The sequence below is a fragment of the Streptomyces sp. NPDC050617 genome (genome assembly GCF_040654795.1).
Classification (GTDB): Bacteria; Actinomycetota; Actinomycetes; order Streptomycetales; family Streptomycetaceae; genus Streptomyces.
Genome location: NZ_JBFAIS010000007.1, coordinates 275,046 through 293,855 on the forward strand (window position 1 = coordinate 275,046; position 18,810 = coordinate 293,855).

An 18,810-nucleotide genomic window follows, 5' to 3' on the forward strand; every position below is an offset into this window, starting at 1 on the left:
CGTGACCATACGCGAACCACGCGCACGCGCGCAGTCGGCGTCCGTTCTTGGGGCTGTCTTGAGCCGCCGTCGGGCGTTTGGCCGCGGTGCCATCGGGGACACCTCCTGACAAAATCCCATCAACATCCCACAGATTCGCCCCAGCACCCCTCGGTCGCGCCGAACGCGACGGAAGCTGGCACAGTAGTGGTAGGGGGAACGACTGGGCGACCCCGCTCGTTGGACGTACCGGAGGAGGAAATCGCATGACATGCGACCGACTGGTGTGCGCCAACTGCGCGGCCCCCGTCAGCGAGGGCCGCTGCCCCGTCTGCCGGGCGAGCCGGGAACGCCTCCAGCAGCAGGACGGCGTCTTCGCCAACCTGACCCCGGCCACGCTCATCGCGCTGCTGGTGGCCTTGATAGCCGTGGCTCTGCTGGCACACGGCTTCGCCGCGTAAGGCGCGGTGACCTGCCCCGGCCGCCGGGGCACACAGACGCACGAGGGGCCCGGAGCGCTCGATGAGCACTCCGGGCCCCTCGGCGATTACATGACGCCTGGCGGCCGGAGCCGGCCGCGCGCTCGAACCCGAGCCGACACCACGCGCCGCCGAGGCCGGCCGACCCGCTCTCCGGCCCCGTACGGGCCCGTGTGCGCGGCTGACCGCTGCACCACCCGTACCTTCCGCTTCGCGATCCGGCCCGGCGGGCTCGCCCGCCGGGGGTCCGGCTCCCCCAGCCCCCGTACGGGCGGGCGGGCGCCGGACACCGGCCAGGCGGCGGGGCGGCGGGCTGGATCGGCGCCGCGTGCTCGCGCCTGCCGGGCATGGGCGGGTGGGCGCCGGGCCCGGCCAGGCAGCGGGTCCGCTGGTGCCGCGTGCTCTCACCTGCCGCGCCGCTGCCTCCTCCGGACAGCGGGCCGGGCCCGTCGGGCCTTCTCAGGTCCGACGGGCCCGGCCCGTGCCGCCGTGGCGCTTCAGGCGGCCGTGCTGCCGTCAGGCAGCGGTGTTGCGGTTGCCGACCAGGCGCGGCATGACGCGGAAGCCGATGCCGCCGGCGATCATCGTGGCGGCGCCGACCAGCAGGAAGGTGGTCTCACCGGCACCGGTCTCGGCCAGCTCTTCCTTGGCCTTCGACTGCGCGACCGGCCTGGAGCCGGCGCTGTCCGGGTTGGTGTTGTCGACGCAGTTCGCGCTGTCGATGTCGACCGGGCAGGTCGTGGCGTTGCCGCCGCCGGCCTGGCTGCCGTGGTCCCCGCCCTGACCGCTGTGGTCACCGCCGCCGGGGGTGGTGGGCTGGCCGGAGGGGCCGGTCGTCGGCTGCCCGGTGGGCTGGTGCGTGGGCTGACCGGTCGGCTGGCCCGTGGGGTCGCCGGTCGGTTCGTGCGTGGGCTCGCCCGTCGGCTGGCCGGTGGGCTGACCGGTCGGCTGCCCCGTGGGGTCGCCGGTGGGGTCGCCGGTCGGCTTGCCCGTGGGCTGGCCGGTCGGTTCGTGGGTGGGCTCACCCGTGGGCTGGCCCGTCGGGTCGCCCGTGGGGATCGTGGTCGGGCCGTCCGTCGGCCCCTTCGTCGGCTCGCCGGTCGGGTCCTCGTCACCGACGCCGAGCCCGGTGTGGACGCCCTGGTCGTCCGCGCCGGCCTGTACGCCGACACCGCCGATGTTGACGTCGATGCCGGCGGCCGAGGCGGCGCCCGCGGCGGTCAGGGAGGCTCCGGCGGCAATCACCGCGCCGGCGGCTATCCGTGCAACGCGCAGCCGCGTCTTCTTGGTCATCTGCCTGCTACCCCCAGTAGCTGATCTCGTATGTGGAGCAGCTATGCACGGGGCCGCGGCGGTATCGGGGTCACGTTCCGCGGAACCGGTCTCGCCGGTCTGCCCGCTTCCCCCCGTTTCACACGCGCCCCAGTGATACGCATGCCGCGCGCCAGCTTGTCCAGTTTTAAGGGCAACGTCAAGGGAGTTACGGGCAAGATGTCCGAAATATCGCAACTTGACCGGCACATGGACACAGAGCTGTGACCCCGTCACATCCGGAGCGGCGGGCGCACCCGCCCGCCGCTCCTCAACGGGCCTACTTCTCCTGCTGCTTGCGCCAGCGGATACCGGCCTCCAGGAAGCCGTCGATGTCGCCGTCGAGCACGGAGGAGGGGTTGCCGACCTCGAACTCCGTACGCAGGTCCTTGACCATCTGGTACGGGTGCAGGACGTACGAACGCATCTGGTTGCCCCAGGAGTTGCCGCCGTCGCCCTTGAGCGCGTTCATCTTCTCCTGCTCCTCCTGGCGGCGGCGCTCAAGGAGCTTGGCCTGGAGGACGTTCATCGCGGTCGCCTTGTTCTGGATCTGCGAGCGCTCGTTCTGGCAGGAGACGACGATGCCGGTCGGAATATGCGTCAGGCGGACCGCCGAGTCGGTGGTGTTGACGCCCTGGCCGCCGGGGCCGGAGGAGCGGTAGACGTCCACGCGCAGCTCGGACTCGTCGATCTCGATGTGGTCGGTCTGCTCGACCACCGGCAGCACCTCGACGCCCGCGAAGGACGTCTGTCGGCGGCCCTGGTTGTCGAACGGCGAGATCCGCACCAGCCGGTGGGTGCCCTGCTCCACGGAGAGCGTCCCGTACGCGTACGGGATCTGGACCGCGAAGGTGGTCGACTTGATGCCGGCCTCTTCCGCGTACGACGTCTCGTAGACCTCGGTCTTGTAGCCGTGCCGCTCGGCCCAGCGCAGGTACATCCGCTGGAGCTGCTCGGCGAAGTCGGCGGCGTCGACGCCGCCCGCCTCCGCGCGGATGTTGACGACCGCCTCACGGGAGTCGTACTCGCCCGAGAGGAGCGTACGGACCTCCATCTCGTCGAGCGCCTTGCGCACGGCGCCCAGCTCCGTCTCGGCCTCGGCCAGCGTGTCCGCGTCGTCCTCGGCCTCGGCGAGCTCGAACAGCACCCCGAGGTCGTCGATACGGCTTCGCAGCGCCTCCGCCTTGCGGAGCTCCGCCTGGAGGTGGGACAGCTTGCTGGTGATCTTCTGCGCCGCCTCCGGGTCGTCCCACAGGGACGGCGCCGCCGCCTGCTCTTCGAGCACGGCGATGTCGGCCCTCATCGTGTCGAGGTCCAGGACGGCCTCGATCGACCCCATGGTCGAGGAGAGGGACTTCAGCTCTTCGGATACATCGACGACTGCCACGCCACCAGCCTAACGGCTATACGGGCCCGTGTTGCCGCACGCCCGTGCAACCTTCGGACAGCCCTTGGGAACACCGGGATTCCGGCCCCGCGGCCTGTGGATAGCCCCGCCCGTGACCGCCCACGAACACCCGACGGCGGGCGGCGGGCGGCTGGCCGCGGGCGGCGGCTACGGAGTGGGGGTCGTGCCGTGCACGCCCGGCTTCGCGTCGCCGCCGTCGTCCCCGCCCACCGCGAACCAGCCGCCCACCCCCGCCGCGACCGCGACCGCCAGCGCCGCCGCGCCCAGCTTGATGCGGCGGGCCCGCAGGTCGGCGGCGGAGCGGTGGCGGGCCGAGCCCGCGCGGCGCTCGCCCGCCGCGCGCGGGGAGCGGGCCGTGCCGTGCGCGCCGCCCGCGAGCTCGTCGGGGCCGGGCACCCGCATGCTCGTGTGGGTCTCGCGGTTGGAGTCGGCGACCGTACCGGGCACCAGCGGGACCGCGCCGCGCCGCCGCGCCGGCTCCCGCGGCTCCGCCGGCTCCGGCCGGTCCGGTCCGTCGGCGGGGCGCTCGGAGACGGCCTCGGGCTCGTCGATGTCCAGCGGCGGGTGGCCCGCCAGGGAGGGGAGGAGTTCGCGCAGCCGGGCGGCGAGCTCCGGGGCGCGCAGCCGGGAGGCGGGCCCCTTGGCGAGGCACTGCACGATGAGCTGCCACAGGTCGTCCGGGATGCCGGGCAGCGGTGCGACGGTCTCGGTGACGTGCCGCCGCAGGATGGCCCCCGGATGCCCGCCGCCGAACGGCGTGAAGCCCGCCAGCAGCTCGTACAGGACCGTGGCCAGCGCGTACACGTCGACGCTGGCGCGCGGCGGCAGCCCCTCGATGATCTCGGGGGCGAGGTAGTCGGGGGTGCCGATCACGCGCGTCGCGCGCGCGTGCCGGGGCGCGTCCACGAGGCGGGCCACGCCGAAGTCGGTGAGCAGCGCGGGGTGCGCGCCGCCGGGGCCCAGCTCGCCCTGCATGTCGAGCAGGACGTTCTCCGGCTTGACATCGCGGTGCACGATCCCGGCGGCGTGCGCCGCGGAGAGGCCGTCGGCGACGTCGGCGACGATGGCGACGGCGGCCTCCGGCGCGAGGCGGCGCTCGCGGTCGAGCCGGGTGCGCAGGTCCGTGCCGCGGATGAGGTCCATGACCAGGGCCAGGTCGTTGCCGTCGACGACGAGGTCGCGCACGCCGACCACGTGCGGGTGGTCGAGGCTGAGCAGCGCGGCGCGCTCCTGTACGAACCGGCCGACGAGCTCCTGGTCGGAGGCGAGCTCCTCGCGCAGGAGCTTGATGGCGACGGGGCCCTCGGGCCCCTCGCCGAGCCACACCGTGCCGGCGCTGCCGCGCCCGAGGACCTGGTTCGCGGTGTACCGGCTGCCGATCTTCCGTGCCAAGACCACTCCGACTTCTCCGACATCCGACAGGGCGCGTTGGCGACAAAGCTACGCGGCTGAGGGGATGGTAAGGCTGCCGGTCCACGCCGACCGCCACTTCTGCGGCGGAAAGCACCCGCTGGATGTCGACTTGTCGCCAGAGTCGGCCCTTGGAGGGGGGGCGGCTCCGGTTCAGTTTTTGCCGAGGTCCGAGATCCAGTGCTTGGCGTCGTTGAACCAGTCCCAGGCGGCGTCCCAGAAGTTCTTGCCGTCGGCCACCCAGTCCTTGAGCGGGGTCAGCTCCCAGACCAGCCAGGAGCCGATGACGAGGATGACGATCACGAACAGGCAGCCCTTGAGGCAGCCGAGGCCGGGGATCTTCATCGGGTTCGCGCTGCGCTGCCGGGGCTGGCGCGGCTCGCGGCGCGGCTCCGGCTCGGGCGGCGGCGCGTACCGCTGGGGCTGCGCGGGCTCCTGGTAGCGCGGCTGCTGCTGGGGCTGGTGCTGCGGCTGCTGGTACGGCGCCGGGGCCGGGGCACGGCGCTGCTGGGGCCGCTGCGGCGGACCCTGGGGCGGCCCCTGCTGCCCGTACCCCTGCTGCTGTCCGTACGGGCCCTGCTGCCCGTAGCCCTGCCGGCCCGGCCCAGGTCCGTAGCCCTGCTGCCCATAGCCCTGCTGCTGCCCGTACGGGTCCTGCTGCCCGTAGCCCTGCTGCTGCGGGCGGTGGGGGCGGCGGCGCAGCGGGTCCTCGCTGGGGTCGAGGTAGCGGACCTGGGTCTGGTCGTTGCGGTCGCGGGCCGCGCGGAGCTGGCTCTCCCAGGGGTGCGGCCCGTCGGGCTCGTCCGGTACGGGCGGCATGGCGCGCGTCGGGTCGGGGCCGGCGGGGCCGCCGGAGTTCATCACCTGGGTGGGGTCGGCGTTCGGCCCGGCGGGGTTCTGACCGGTGTTCGGCATGACGCTGGTGGCGGCGTTGGGGTCGTACGAGCCGGCGTTGGACGGCAGGACCTGGGTGGGGTCCGCGGCGCCGGTGCCGGGCACGGTGGCCGGGTCCCGGTCGGGGCCGAGCAGCGCGGCGACGCCCAGCGCGGCCTCGGCCTGCGCCGCGGTGGCGTGCACGCCGACGCCCGAGGCCACGACGCGCAGCGCGCGGGCCAGGTTCTCGGCGCTGGGCCGTTCCTCCGGGCGCTTGCGCAGACAGCGCTCAATGACCGTCCACAGCGGCTCGGGGACGGTGGTGGGGCGGCGCGGCTCCTCGCTGAGGTGGCGGTGCAGCACCTCCAAAGCGGTGGCGCCGGCGAACGGCGGGCGGCCGGTGACCAGTTCGTACAGCAGGATTCCCGCGCCGTAGATGTCCACGGCGGAGGTCTGCGGCTGCCCCTCGGCGGACTCCGGGGCGACGTAGGCGGGGGTGCCGACGAACTCGTGGGTGCGGGTGAGACCCGGGGAGTCGGCGAGCCGCGCGATGCCGAAGTCGGTGAGCATCGGGTGCATCTGGCCGTCGGCCTGGCCGCCGGCGCCCGCGAGCAGGACGTTGGCGGGCTTCAGGTCGCGGTGCACGACGCCGTCGGCGTGACTGGCGGCGAGGGCGTCGGCGATCTGGGCGGTGAGCAGGGCCGCGCCGACGGGGGTGAAGGGGCCGTTGTCGCGCAGGTAGCGGTGCAGGTCCGGGCCGTCGACCAGGTCCATGACGAGGGCGAGCAGATCGCCCTCGACGACGAGGTCGCGGGTGCGGACGATGTTGGGGTGCGTGAGCCGCAGCAGCACGGAGCGCTCGCGCAGGAAGCGCATGACGACGTCCGCGTCGTTGGCGAGCTCCTCCTTGAGCACCTTGATGGCGACGGTCTCGCCGGGCTGCCCGGCCACAGCTGCCTCGGCGCCCGCCGTCTCGCGCTGGCTGGCCCGCCAGACGGTGCCTGTGGCGCCGCGTCCGAGCGGCTCCTCAAGCAGGTACTTGCTGCCTACCGGCCGCACGTCTGCGCTCCCTGGTCGATCCTGATCCGAGCTGGTCGTGGCCTGTGGATACCCGGCCTTCGGCCCTACTCTAGTGCCGACTCGGAGGCCGACGGCCGGTGAAATCCGGTGGGGCTCAAGGGGAAGACGCACGTTCCGGACAGATGGTTGCCACACCCTGTCCTTTGGCCGGTCCGCGACTACAAGAAGGACATCAACGGCGGTCCCAAGCAGGCACTTTTTCACCCGTAGCCGACCAATCAAGATCACTAAGCGGCGGTCGCCGGGCGTGTTGTCGGTGGCAGGTGCGAGGATGCTCACAAGCACGGGTGCGGTTGGGGAGCGGGGGCTCCGCGCGAACGTGGTGACCTGTACGTGCCGACGCGCCCGTGCACGGCGGGGGGAGGGAGCCCCCGTCGGGCATTCCAGGGGCAGGAAAGGACCGTTGACGGCGATGCAGATCCGGCTGACCGTCCTCGGGCCGCGCAGCGGCCACACCGCACACGCCACGCACGCCTGCGACGTCCTGGTGACTGCCCCCGCCGGGACCGCGCTCGCCGCCGTGACCAGCGGACTCGCGACCGCGGTCGCCGCCGCCGGGTCCGATGTGGGCAGCGGGGCCGTGGTCGTCTACGCGGGCGCGGAGCGGCTCGACGCCCAGCGCTGCGCGCTGGGCGAACCCCCGCTGGTCGACGGCGCGGTGCTCTCCCTACAGGGCCCTGCCGACCCGGACCGGGACGTCGGCGTGCTCCCCGCCGGGTCGCCCGACGCCAGTGCCCGGCTCCATGTGGTCGCCGGGCCGGACGCCGGCGGCGTGCACCTGCTGCACGGCGGCCGCATCGACGTCGGCCGCTCCGCCAACGCGGACGTCCCGCTGGACGACCCGGACGTCTCCCGGCTGCACTGCGCGGTCACCGTCACCGACGAGGGCCGCGTCACCGTCGCCGACCTGGGCTCCACGAACGGCACCACGCTCGACGGCGCCGACGTCCTCGACCACCCCGTCCCCTTCCCTGCCGGGTCCCTCCTGCGCGTAGGCGAATCCACCCTCAACCTCCGCGTCCCCACCGCCGCCACCGGCCTCTCCACCGCGATCCTCCCGGCCACGCCGGACGGCGAAGGCCACCTCCGGGTGACCCCGGGCTCCTTCACCCACGGCGATCATTGGCCGGATAGCGCCCCTCCCCCGGCCACCGACCACGGCACCCCCGCCCGCGGCACCCCGGTCCCTCCGGGCATGACCGCCACCGCACCGACGGTGCACGGCACGGGCTTCGGCCCCGGCGGCCCGCTACCGACACCCGCCGGGTACGCGCAGGGCAACGGCTCCGACGCGCCCGGCACGAATGGGGCGCGGGGGCAGGTGCCCGGCGGAACCGCCGGAACCGGCGGCGCCCCTGGAACACAGGCCGCGGGCGCGTACGGGCACGCGTACGAGCAAGGGCCCGGTACGGACGGAACGGCCGGTTACGGCCACGGGCCCGGTGAAACCGGCGGGCACGAGGGCCGGACGGCGGGCGCGCACGGGCGTGGGCCCGGCACTCAGGCTGCGGGCGGGTACGGACATGACGTCGGCGCGGGCGGCACGGGCGGCACGGCCGGTTACGTCCAGGGGCCGGGCACGGCTGTCGGCCCGCACGGACAGGGTGCCGCCGGTACAGGCGGCGCGGCCTACGGGCAGGCGCTCGGCGGAGCCGCCGACACGCTTGGAGGGCGGGCCGCAGGCGCGTACGGGCAAGGCCCCGGCACAGGCGGAGCGGCCGGTTACGGACAAGGGCCTGGTCAAAACCAAGGGCCGGGCGCAGCTGTCGGTCCGCACGGGCACAGTGCAGGCGCAGGCGGCGCGGCCGCGTACGACCAGAACCCCCACGGGGCCCCCGCCTACGGGCAAGCACCCGCCGCAGGCGGAGCAAGCGGAGCAGCCGGTTACGTCCAGTACTCCGGCGAGCCCGCACCCTCCCACGGCCAGCACACCGGCGGAGCCGCCGGCGGAGCCGATGGCAAGCGGCGCGGGCGCGGCATCGGCGCCTGGGCTCGGCGGCTCGCCGGTGGGCGCGCGGCCGCCGAGCGCGTCGGGGGCGGGGACGACTGGCCCGTGGAGGACGGCGGGGATTCGGGGCGGGCGCAGGCGGCGACGGTGGCGTTGCGGGAGCGGTGGCCGGACGCGGCCGAGGTGCTGATGACGGCGCTCGGGCCCGGACCCCGGTTGTGGGAGCGCGGGCCGGACCACCCGGACCTGCTGACCGTACGGCTGGGCACGGCCGACCGGTTCGCGCCCGACGGCAGCGGCCCGATGCCGTCCGTGCCCGTGACGGTCGGGCTGCGGGACGCCGGCGCCCTGGGGCTGGCGGGGCCGCGGCCCCGGCTGTCCGGGCTCGCCCGGTCCGCCCTCGCCCAGCTGGCCGCGCTGCACGCGCCCGGCGTGCTGGAGACCGTACTGATCAGCGCGGACCGTTCGCGCGCCGCCGAGGACCGGCTCGCCGAGTGGTCCTGGTTCGGCTGGCTGCCGCAGGCGCGCCCGGCGCACGGGCAGGACTGCCGGCTGCTGGTCGCCTACGACCGCGAGCAGGCCGAGGCCCGCACCGCCGAGCTGGTGCGGCGGTGCGACGACGGCCCGCTGGGGCCCGGCTGGGCGAGCGCTCCGCCGGCCGCAGTCGCCGCCGCGGCCGGCGAGTACCGCGGCCCGTACACCGTCCTCGTCGTCGACGGCGACCCCGGCACCGCCGCGCTCCGCGAATCCGTGGCCCGCCTCGCGCTCGGCGGCCCGGCCGTCGGCATCCACCTCATCTGCCTCGCCGAGGCCCCGTCCGCCTCCCCCTCCTCCCCCGTGTCGGCGACCTGCGACGCGGCGCGCGCGGCCTCCCCGGTGTTCGCCGAGTGCGGCACGGTGGCGCTGCTGAGCGGCGACGTGGCCACGGCGGTCCAGGTCATCCACCGGGGCGCGGGCGGCCGGGGCGCGGCGTCCGGCGGGCCCGGTCCGACGGCGCGCGGCGGCTCCTCCGCCGCTCCGGCCGTGCGCAGCCCAGCCACCCACGTCGGCGCGCTGGCCGGCATCGACTCGCGCGGCACGACCCGTACGGGCGGCGCCGCCGGAGGCCCCGGCACCGGCCCCGGCACCGGCACAGCCGTCGTGGCCACCCTCGACGCCGTCTCCCCCGCCTGGGCCGAGCACTTCGCCCGCGCCCTGGCCCCGCTGCGCCCCTCGGACGCCGCAGTCGGCCCCGGCCCCGCGCGGGTGGCCGCGGCCCTGCCCCGTACCGCCCGGCTCCTGGACGAACTGGGCCTGGCCCGCGCGACCCCGGCCTCGCTCACCGCCCGCTGGGCGGCCTCCGCCGAGGCGGCGGGACCGGGCGCGCCGGCCGGCGGCCGGGTGCTGGGCGTCCTCGGCGCGGGCCCGCGCGGCCCGCTCACGGTGGACCTGGCGGCCGACGGCCCGCATCTGCTCGTCGAGGGGGGCCCCGGCACCGGCAAGACGGAGATGCTGCGCACCCTCGCCGCCTCACTCGCCGCGGCCGAGCGCCCCGACCGGCTCTCCCTCGTCCTGGTCGACGGCGCGGGCGCGGAGCGCGGCGAGGGGCTGCGGGTCTGCATGGACCTGCCGCAGGTCTCGACGTATCTGGCGGCGGCCGATCCGGTGCGGATGCGCGAGTTCGCGCAGGCGCTCAGCTCGGAGCTCAAGCGCCGGGCCGAGCTGCTGGGCCGCCTCGACTTCGCCGCCTGGCACGCGCAGCACGCCGCCGCTCCGCGCGTCATCTCCCCGCGCCGCCCCAGCGACCCGCCGGCGCCGGGCGCGTCCGGCGCCGGGGACATCGACCCGTCGATGAGCGGCACCCTCAAGCTCCGTACGCAGCGCGGCGGTTCGGAGCGTACGGCCCTGACGGCGCTGCCCCGGCTGGTGGTCCTCGTCGACGACTTCGACGCGCTGGTGGCCCCGGCGCTGGGCAGTACGGGCCGCCCGTCGGCGGGTTCCGTCGTACGGGCCCTGGAGGCGGTGGCGCGCGACGGCGAGCGGCTCGGGGTGCATCTGGTGGCGGCGTCCGGCCGCCCGGACCGTACGGCGGACACGGCTGCGGTGGAGCGGGCCGGGCTGCGAATAGCCCTGGAGATACTGCCGCCGGTGGCCCAGGGCCCCGCGTCGGCGGACGGCTCCTCGGGCGAACCGGCTCCGGGCCGGGGCAGGCTGCACCACCCGGCCGACGGCGCGGTGACGCCGTTCCAGGCGGGCCGGGTCACCGGCCGCATCCCGCGCACGGCGACGCTGCGCCCGACCGTCGTGCCGCTGGACTGGCAGCGGATGGGCGACCCGCCGACCCGCCGGCCGCTGCGCGAGCTCGGCAACGGCCCGACCGACTTGGCGCTGCTCGCGAGCGCCCTTCAGCGCGCCGCCCAGTCGGCGGGCGCGGAGACCGCGCCGCCGCTGCTGTGACGCGCCGCGGTACGGCAGCGCGCCCGTAGCCGAAAACGCGCCCCCGCGGCTGCCGCGCGTCCCGGAGCGACCGCACACCCGAGGACGACCGCACCCCCGAGGACGACGTCACCCCCGCCCCCTCATCACAGCCCGGTCACGATCGGCTACTTGACGTCGCGGGCGGTATTGCGGCGGACCGTGACCCGGCGTAGGACTGTCGCACGGGATATGGGCGCGCGCCGGAGCCACGTGCGGTGCGGCTGCCCGCGGGGTCGGGGACCGCACGGGGAGGGACGGCAATGCGTTCATCGCTGCGTTCGGCACGCATGTCGCGCGGTGCTCTGGCGGTGTTCGCGGCGGGGGCCCTCGCCCTGGCCGCCTCGGGGTGCAGCGACGGCGGCGGGAAGGACAAGGGCTCTCCGGCCGGCGGCTCGTCGAACGCCGCGGACTCCGTCCGGCTGCCGCGACTGAGCGGGCAGCAGCTCAAGGTGACGGCCGTGTGGACGGGCACGGAGCAGAAGAACTTCACGAAGGTTCTTGAGGAGTTCACCCGGCGGACCGGCGTCCGGACCGAATTCGTGCCGAGCGGCGACGACATGGCCGCCTTCATAGGGTCGAAGATCGCGGGCGGCGACCCGCCGGACGTGGCGATGCTCCCGCAGGTCGGGGTGCTCCACGAGTTCGCGAAGAAGGGGTGGGTCAAGCCGCTGTCCGCCGAGGCCGAGGGGCAGTTGACGAAGAACTACTCCAAGGGCTGGCAGGAGCTCGGCTCGTACGGGGGCAAGCGGTACGGCGTGTACTACAAGGTCAGCAACAAGTCGCTGATCTGGTACAACACCAAGCTGTTCGACGACGCGGGCGCGAAGGAGCCCAAGACGTGGGACGAGTTCCTCGACCAGGCGCAGCTGATCGCGGACTGGGGCGTCACGCCGGTCTCGGTGGGCGGCGCGGACGGCTGGACGCTGACGGACTGGTTCGAGAACGTGTATCTCTCCCAGGCGGGCCCGGAGAAGTACGACCAGCTCGCCCAGCACAAGATCAAGTGGACGGATCCGTCCGTGAAGGCGGCGCTGACCACGCTGGGCAGGCTCTTCGGCAAGCAGGACCTCCTCGCCGGGGGCGGCGCCGGGGCGCTGCACACGGCGTTCCCGGACTCGGTGACCCAGGCTTTCGCGGGCGGCGCCAAGGCGCAGGCGGCGATGGTCTTCGAGGGCGACTTCGCGGCGGCCAACGTCGCCGACGCCAGGGCCGAACTGGGCACGGACGCCAAGGTCTTCCCGTTCCCCGCGGTGGGCGCCAAGTCCCCGGTGGTGACCGGCGGCGACGTGGGGGTCGCGCTGAAGAACAGCCGGGCGGCGCAGGCGCTGCTGACCTTCCTCGCCTCGACGGACGCCTCCAGGATCTGGGCGCAGCAGGGCGGTTACGTCTCCGCGAACAAGAACCTCGATCTCGGCTCGTACCCCAACGCGGTGCTGCGCAAGATCGCCTCGGCGCTCATCGCGGCGGGCGACGATTTCCGCTTCGACATGTCCGACCAGGCCCCGGCGTCCTTCGGCGGCAAGCCGGGGCAGGGCGAGTGGAAGGACCTCCAGGACTTTCTGATCAACCCGAAGGACGTCGCCGGCGCCCAGAAGAAGCTGGAGGCCGACGCGGCCAAGGCGTACCGGAACTGACGGACGGAGGCTCGTCACGATGTCGACCGCGACAGCGGGCGGCGCGGCGGCCCCTGGCCCCGTACCGCCCGCCGCACCGCCCGAGAAGAAGCACAGGAGCGTGCTGGGCACCCGGCCGTGGGTGGCGGCCTGCTTCCTGCTGCCCGCGCTGGCGCTGCTCGGCGCCCTCGTCGTCTACCCCATCGGCTATTCGGTCTACCGCAGCCTCTTCGACGCCTCCGGCAACGGCTTCGTGGGCGTCGACAACTACCAGGAGGTCTTCACCGACGAACGCATCCGCACGGCGCTGAAGAACAACGTCATCTGGGTGGTGGTGGCGCCCTCGGTGGCCACCGCCCTGGGGCTGATCTTCGCGGTGCTCACCGAACGGGTGCGCTGGGGAACGGCGTTCAAGCTGGTGGTCTTCATGCCGATGGCCATCTCGATGCTGGCCGCGGGCATCATCTTCCGGCTGGTGTACGAGCAGGACCCGGACCGCGGCGTCGCCAACGCGGTGTGGGTGTCGGTGCACGACACCTTCGCCGGCACGTCGGCGTTCCCGGGCGCGCATCCCCGCCCGGACGCCGGGCTGGCGTCGACGTCGGAGGGCTCGTTCACGACCGAGGCGACGGTCTCCGCCGGCAGCCCGGTCGCGCTGCCGCTGGTGGCGGTGAAGCCGTCGGACGTGAGCGGCGCGGCGCAGGCGGCGCCGGCCCGCGCGGTGGCCGGGAAGGTCACCGGCACGGTCTGGCGGGACGTCGTGCGGGGCGGCGGCGGCACGGACGGAAAGGTCGATCCGAGTGAGAACGCGCTCAAGGGCGTCACGGTCGAGGCCGTGAAGGACGGGCGTACGGTCGCCGAGGCGAAGACCTCCGCCGACGGTACGTTTACGCTGCCGGCGTCCGCCGACGGGGCGCTGCTCCGCCTGCCGGGCAGCAACTTCGCCGCCCCGTACAACGGCATCGACTGGCTCGGTCCCTCCCTGGTCACCCCGGCCATCATCGGCAGCTATGTGTGGATGTGGGCGGGGTTCGCGATGGTCCTGATCGCGGCGGGGCTGGCGAGCGTGCCGCGGGAGCTGATGGAGGCGGCGCGGGTGGACGGGGCGAACGAGTGGCAGGTCTTCCGCCGGGTCACGGTGCCGCTGCTGGCTCCGGTGCTGGCGGTCGTCATGGTCACGCTCATGATCAACGTGCTGAAGATCTTCGACCTCGTCTACATCATCGCGCCGGGCAACAGCCTCGACAACGCCAATGTGCTCGCGCTCCAGCTCTACCAGTCGTCCTTCGGCACCGACGTCAACCAGGGCATCGGCAGCGCCATCGCCGTCTTCCTGCTGCTGCTCGTGCTGCCGGTGATGCTGATCAACATCCGGCGGATGCGAAGGGAGCGCAGGCGATGACCGGCGTGAACACGGCCGTGGTGAACACCACGGTACGGGCGAAGCGGTCGCTGCCGTCGCGGATCGCGGCGCGGGTGAGCGGCGGCGTGATGCGGGTCGTGCTGATCCTCGTCGGCCTCTTCTGGCTGATGCCGACGGTGGGCCTGCTGATCTCCTCGCTGCGCGACCGTTCCGACATCGCGGCCACGGGGTGGTGGAAGGTCTTCAGCCACCCGGCGCAGCTGACCTTCGACAGCTACAGCACCCTCCTGAACAACGACAAGGTCACGCACTCGCTGCTGACCACGGCGCTGATCACGGTCCCCGCGACGCTGCTGGTCGTGATCATCGGCGCGCTCGCCGGGTACGCCTTCGCCTGGCTCGAATTCCCGGGCCGCGACTGGTGGTTCATGGTCGTGGTGGGGCTGCTCGTGGTGCCCGTGCAGGTCGCGCTCGTACCGGTCGCGAAGCTCTTCAACGCGGTGGGGATCTTCGAGACGACGCCGGGCGTGGTGCTCTTCCACACGGCCTTCGGGCTGCCCTTCGCGATCTTCCTGCTGCGGAACTTCTTCGCGGAGATCCCCCGCGAGCTGCTGGAGGCGGCCCGGCTCGACGGGGCGGGCGAGGTGCGGCTGTTCACGCGGGTGGTGCTGCCGCTCGGCGGCCCGGCCATCGCCTCGCTCGGCATCTTCCAGTTCCTGTGGGTGTGGAACGACATGCTGATCGCGCTGATCTTCGCGGACAGCGGCGACCCGCCGATCACGGTCGCCCTCCAGCAGCAGGTCCGGCAGTTCGGCAGCAACATCGACGTCCTCGCGCCCGGCGCGTTCCTGTCGATGATCGTTCCGCTGGCCGTCTTCTTCGCCTTCCAGCGGCAGTTCGTGAGCGGGGTGATGGCGGGCGCGGTGAAGTGAGGGCGGCAGAGGCGCGGGACGGGGCGGCAACCGGGCGTTCACCCGTGGGCCACCGGCCGATCACCGGGCGGTGCTCCGGCGGCTCACCCGATCGGCCCAGTCGAGGGTGACCGTAACGCCGATGGGGAGTTGAACCGTTCGCCCCGTACCCCATCGTCCGCCCGGAAAGGGATGAATTCCCGCCATGTCGCCCCGGCTCACCGTCGTCGTCCCCGTCCATAACGGCGCCGAGCACCTGTGGGAGTGCCTGGCCTCGGTGGCCGCGCAGACCCTGCGCGAGCTGGACGTGGTGGTGGTCGACGACGGGTCCACGGACGCGGGCCCGGATATCGCGCGGGCCTTCGCGGAGCGCGACGAACGCTTCCGCCTCGTGCGCCAGCACAACTACGGTACGGGCCACGCGCGCAACACCGGGACCCGGCACGCCGCGCCGGGCACGGAGTACCTGGCGTTCGCGGACAGCGCCGACGTGCTGCCGAGACGCGCGTACGAGCGGCTGGTCGGCCTCCTCGACGGGTCCGGCTCCGACTTCGCGACCGGCAACGTCTACCGGCTCACGGCGGCGGGCCGCAGCCAGGCGTGGCAGCACCGGCATCTGAGGCGCACCCGGACCGCCACCCACATCACCGAGGACCTCGGCCTGCTGTCCGACCACACCGCCTGGAACAAGGTGTTCCGCCGCACCTTCTGGGACCGCCACCACCTCGCCTTCCCCGAGGGCGTGCTGTACGAGGACACCCCGCTGACCATCCCGGCGCACTTCCTCGCCGAGGCCGTGGACGTCCTGCACGAACACGTCTACTACTGGCGCGTCCGCGAGGGCGCCGGACCCCGGCGGCGCACCGACCCCCAGGTGGTGATCGACCGCATCGCCTCCGTCGACCACGTCTCGCGCTTCCTCGCCGACCCCGCCAACACCCGCTGGTCGGCGCATAAACGGGACTACGACCGCTCGGTGCTCACCGAGGACCTGACGCACTTCGTCGACCGGCTGCCGACGGCGGGCGCCGACTACCGCGACGCCTTCATGGACCGGGCACGGGACTGGGCGGGCCGCGTCGACCCGGAGCTCTTCAAGGAACTCCCCGTCGACCTGCGCGTCAAGTGGCAGCTGATCAGGGAGCGGCGGCTCGCGGAGCTGATCGCCGTCCTCGAATACGAGCGGCGCAACGCCTCCGGCTTCCTCGTCCAGGGCCTGCCGCTGCGCAAGCGCGCCGTGCTGCCCGGCGCGGACGGCACGCCCGTACCGCTGCCGGCGTCCGTCACCCGGCTCACGTCCGAGGACTTCCCGGTACGGGCCGGGGTCCGCGAAATCCTGTGGCGCGACGAGAAGTTGGTGATCCGCGGCTACGCGTACATCCGCAACATCGGCGCCCCCTCCCGGCTGCGGGCCCTCAAGACGGCGCTGGTGAGGTCCGGCCGGCACCGGCTGCTGGTACCGCTGCGGACCGTCCACATGCCGGAGGCGACCCACAACTCCCGGCAGGAGCAGCACTGCTACGACTGGTCCGGCTTCGAGATCACCGTCGATCCCGAGCGGCTCGCGGGCGACGAGCGGTGGCGGCCCGGCCGCTGGCACGTCGACGTGGTCGTCGCCGCGTCCGGCGTGGTCCGCCGGGCCCCGCTGCGCTCGCTGGGCACCGGCTCCGGCGCGTGGCCGCCGCCCGGCGAACTCGGCGACGGCACCCGGCTGGTGCCCTGGTTCAAGAACGGCCGCCTGCTGTTGTCGGTGGAGTGGGCCGAGCGGCGGCTGACGAGCCACCGGGCGGTGGGCGGCGGGGAGATCGAGCTGGACATCACGGACGAGTCGGCCCGCGAGCCGGTCGCGCTCCGGCTCACCCACCGCGGCTCCGGAACGGTCCTCGAATCCCCGGTGACCTGCCGCCTCGACGACTACGAGGGCGTACGGGCCACCGCCCGGATCCGCCTCGCCGACCTCACCGCGGCCCGGCCCGCGCCCGGCGAGCACCCCAAGGAGGTGCGGCTGCGCGACACCTCGTCCTGGGACCCGGTGCTCGTGCTCGCCGACTCCCGCACCGCCCGCATCGCCACCGCCGCCGCCCCGCGCCCCGGCCGCTACCCGCTGGCCGACGGCCGGGAGCTGGTCGTCGCCGCCACCGCCGACGAGTACCTCGTCCTGCACGACCGCACCCCGCAGCCCATCGCGGACCGCGTCGCCTGGCAGGACGACGGCTCCCTGACCGTCGAGGGCGAGCTGCCCGCCGCGGCCCCCGCCGAGCTGGAACTGGTCCTGCGGCACAGCACCCACGCGGCTGAAGTGACGTTCCCTTGCGAGCGGCGCGACGCGGACGGCGGGGCCCGGGACGGCAAGGGCACGGCCTCGGACGAGGCGACGGGACCCGCCGAGCGGCCTCCAGCACCGGGGCGCGCCGGGCCCGCGGCGGTCTGCGGCGGCTGCTGCGAGTGCGGGGGCCGCGCCCCCGAGGGCAGGGCGGCCGCGTGGGCGGGCCACCGCTTCGCCGCCGCGCTGCGGCCGGGGGCGGCGCCCGCGCCGAGCGGGACGGCGCCGCTGCGGGAGGGCCGCTGGTATCTGTACCTGCGGGGGCGCGCGGGGGGTACGGGGGGCGTACGGGACGCGGGCGAGGGGATGCCCGTACGGCTCGCGCCGGAGCTGTTCGCGGGGCTCCCGGAGGCCCGTACCGTCGGCGGCAAGACCGTCACCGTCGACCGCCGCTTCCACGACCGGGTCTTCCTGGAGGCAGGGTCCGCCGTACCGCTCGCGGACCGGGGCCCGTACCGGCAGCGGCTGCTGCGGGAGCGGACCTACCCGGCGCGGACCGCCCTCCCGCTGCGCGACACGGTGCTCTACTGCAGCTTCGGGGGCCGCCGGTACTCCGACTCCCCGCGCGCGGTCCACGAGGAGCTGGTGCGGCGCGGCACGGACGTCGAGCACCTATGGGTGGTGCGCGACCTGCAGTTCGAGGTGCCGCCCACGGCCCGCGCGCTGGTCCTCGGCAGCGCCGAGTGGTACGAGGCGCTCGCCCGCAGCCGGCGGATCGTCACCAACACCCACCTGCCGCCGTGGTTCCGCCGCCGGGAGGGCCAGTACGTCCTCCAGACCTGGCATGGCACCCCGCTCAAACGTATCGGCACAGACCTCGCCGGGACGCTCTGCGCCGAACTCGCGCCGCCCGGCCCGGCCCCGGACCCGGAGGCGCAGTGGTCCGCCCTGCTGTCGGCCAACCCGCACAGCACCCGCGTCTTCCGGCGCGCCCTCGGCTACCGGGGCGAGATCGCCGAGACCGGGCTCCCGCGCACCGACGCGTTCTTCGCCGCCGACCGCGCCGAGCGCGCCGCCGCGCTGCGCCGCCGGCTGGGCATCCCGCGCGGCAAGCGCGTCGTCCTGTACGCGCCCACGCAGCGCGACGAACGCGCCTACGACGCCGGCCACTACCGCCTGCACCTCCCCCTGGACGTGGCCCGCGCCGAGGCCGCGCTCGGCGCCGACCACATCTTGCTCGTCCGCAGCCACCCCCTGGTGGCCGACCAGGTGCCGGCCCGCCGCGGCCCGTTCCTGCGCGACGTCTCGGCCCACCCCGACGCCGCCGCCGTGCTGCTCGCCGCGGACGTCCTGGTCACCGACTACTCCTCGCTGGCCGTCGACTTCGCCAACACCGGCCGCCCGCTGCTCTACCTCACCCCCGACCTGGCCCGCTACCGCGACACCGTCCGCGGCTTCACCGTCGACTTCGAGTCCGAGGCCCCCGGCCCGCAGCTGACGAACACGGACGAACTCGTCGACGCGCTGCGCGACGTGGAGGCGGTGGCCGACCACTACGCGACGGCGTACGGGCGCTTCCGCGCCGCGTACTGCCCGCGGGACGACGGCGGGGCGACGACGCGGGCGGTGGACGGGCTGCTGTCGGCGGTGCCGTGAGGGCGCGCGGCTCCCTTTGACGGCGCATCGGGGACGTCCGTACGCCGCGCTGCGCGTGC

General features: G+C 74.4%; 10 protein-coding genes. 6 read left to right on the top strand and 4 right to left on the bottom strand.

Annotation, left to right across the window (positions count from 1 at the left end):
• Positions 1-245 precede the first annotated feature (245 nt).
• On the top strand, positions 246-440 hold the full coding sequence (locus AB0I49_RS12965; RefSeq protein ID WP_363226963.1) for a hypothetical protein: 195 nt from the start codon (positions 246-248) through the stop codon (positions 438-440).
• A gap of 534 nt (positions 441-974) precedes the next feature.
• Here AB0I49_RS12965 and AB0I49_RS12970 read toward each other — a convergent pair.
• From AB0I49_RS12970 to AB0I49_RS12985, 4 genes are all read right to left on the bottom strand, one after another.
• The gene (locus tag AB0I49_RS12970) at positions 975-1,751 is read right to left on the bottom strand and encodes a PT domain-containing protein (protein WP_363226964.1); all 777 of its coding nucleotides are present in this window, start codon (positions 1,749-1,751) and stop codon (positions 975-977) included.
• Between the two features lie 298 nt (positions 1,752-2,049).
• Positions 2,050-3,156 carry a peptide chain release factor 2 gene (gene prfB / locus AB0I49_RS12975; protein WP_363226965.1) on the bottom strand — a complete coding sequence of 369 codons (1,107 nt, stop codon included), beginning with the start codon at positions 3,154-3,156 and terminating at the stop codon, positions 2,050-2,052.
• Positions 3,157-3,324: 168 nt separating this feature from the next.
• Positions 3,325-4,569 carry a serine/threonine-protein kinase gene (locus AB0I49_RS12980; RefSeq protein ID WP_363226966.1) on the bottom strand — a complete coding sequence of 415 codons (1,245 nt, stop codon included), beginning with the start codon at positions 4,567-4,569 and terminating at the stop codon, positions 3,325-3,327.
• Between the two features lie 171 nt (positions 4,570-4,740).
• On the bottom strand, positions 4,741-6,519 hold the full coding sequence (locus AB0I49_RS12985) for a serine/threonine-protein kinase (RefSeq protein WP_363226967.1): 1,779 nt from the start codon (positions 6,517-6,519) through the stop codon (positions 4,741-4,743).
• A 433-nt stretch (positions 6,520-6,952) separates the two neighbouring features.
• Here AB0I49_RS12985 and AB0I49_RS12990 point away from each other — a divergent pair, with 433 nt between their 5' ends.
• From AB0I49_RS12990 to AB0I49_RS13010, 5 genes are all read left to right on the top strand, one after another.
• A complete protein-coding gene (locus tag AB0I49_RS12990) occupies positions 6,953-10,924 on the top strand; it encodes an FtsK/SpoIIIE domain-containing protein (RefSeq protein ID WP_363227002.1) in 3,972 nt (1,323 codons plus the stop codon).
• Between the two features lie 281 nt (positions 10,925-11,205).
• Positions 11,206-12,579 (top strand): extracellular solute-binding protein, encoded by a 1,374-nt coding sequence (locus AB0I49_RS12995; RefSeq protein WP_363226968.1) that lies wholly within the window; start codon positions 11,206-11,208, stop codon positions 12,577-12,579.
• 19 nt (positions 12,580-12,598) lie between these two features.
• Complete coding sequence (locus AB0I49_RS13000) at positions 12,599-13,960, top strand: sugar ABC transporter permease (protein ID WP_363226969.1); 1,362 nt, start codon at positions 12,599-12,601, stop codon at positions 13,958-13,960.
• On the top strand, positions 13,957-14,853 hold the full coding sequence (locus AB0I49_RS13005) for a carbohydrate ABC transporter permease (protein ID WP_363226970.1): 897 nt from the start codon (positions 13,957-13,959) through the stop codon (positions 14,851-14,853). Before AB0I49_RS13000 ends, AB0I49_RS13005 begins: the two co-directional genes overlap by 4 nt.
• A gap of 184 nt (positions 14,854-15,037) precedes the next feature.
• Positions 15,038-18,751: a CDP-glycerol glycerophosphotransferase family protein gene (locus AB0I49_RS13010; RefSeq protein ID WP_363226971.1), complete on the top strand. Its 3,714-nt coding sequence runs from the start codon at positions 15,038-15,040 to the stop codon at positions 18,749-18,751.
• Positions 18,752-18,810 lie beyond the last annotated feature (59 nt).

What these genes read in the sequence shown, in the direction of transcription:
- AB0I49_RS12990 (WP_363227002.1), top strand. Translation starts at nt 6,953, where the DNA reads ATGCAGATCCGGCTGACCGTCCTCGGGCCGCGCAGCGGCCACACCGCA.
- AB0I49_RS13000 (WP_363226969.1), top strand. Translation starts at nt 12,599, where the DNA reads ATGTCGACCGCGACAGCGGGCGGCGCGGCGGCCCCTGGCCCCGTACCG.
- AB0I49_RS12970 (WP_363226964.1), bottom strand. Translation starts at nt 1,751, where the DNA reads ATGACCAAGAAGACGCGGCTGCGCGTTGCACGGATAGCCGCCGGCGCG.
- AB0I49_RS13010 (WP_363226971.1), top strand. Translation starts at nt 15,038, where the DNA reads ATGTCGCCCCGGCTCACCGTCGTCGTCCCCGTCCATAACGGCGCCGAG.
- AB0I49_RS13005 (WP_363226970.1), top strand. Translation starts at nt 13,957, where the DNA reads ATGACCGGCGTGAACACGGCCGTGGTGAACACCACGGTACGGGCGAAG.
- AB0I49_RS12965 (WP_363226963.1), top strand. Translation starts at nt 246, where the DNA reads ATGACATGCGACCGACTGGTGTGCGCCAACTGCGCGGCCCCCGTCAGC.
- AB0I49_RS12995 (WP_363226968.1), top strand. Translation starts at nt 11,206, where the DNA reads ATGCGTTCATCGCTGCGTTCGGCACGCATGTCGCGCGGTGCTCTGGCG.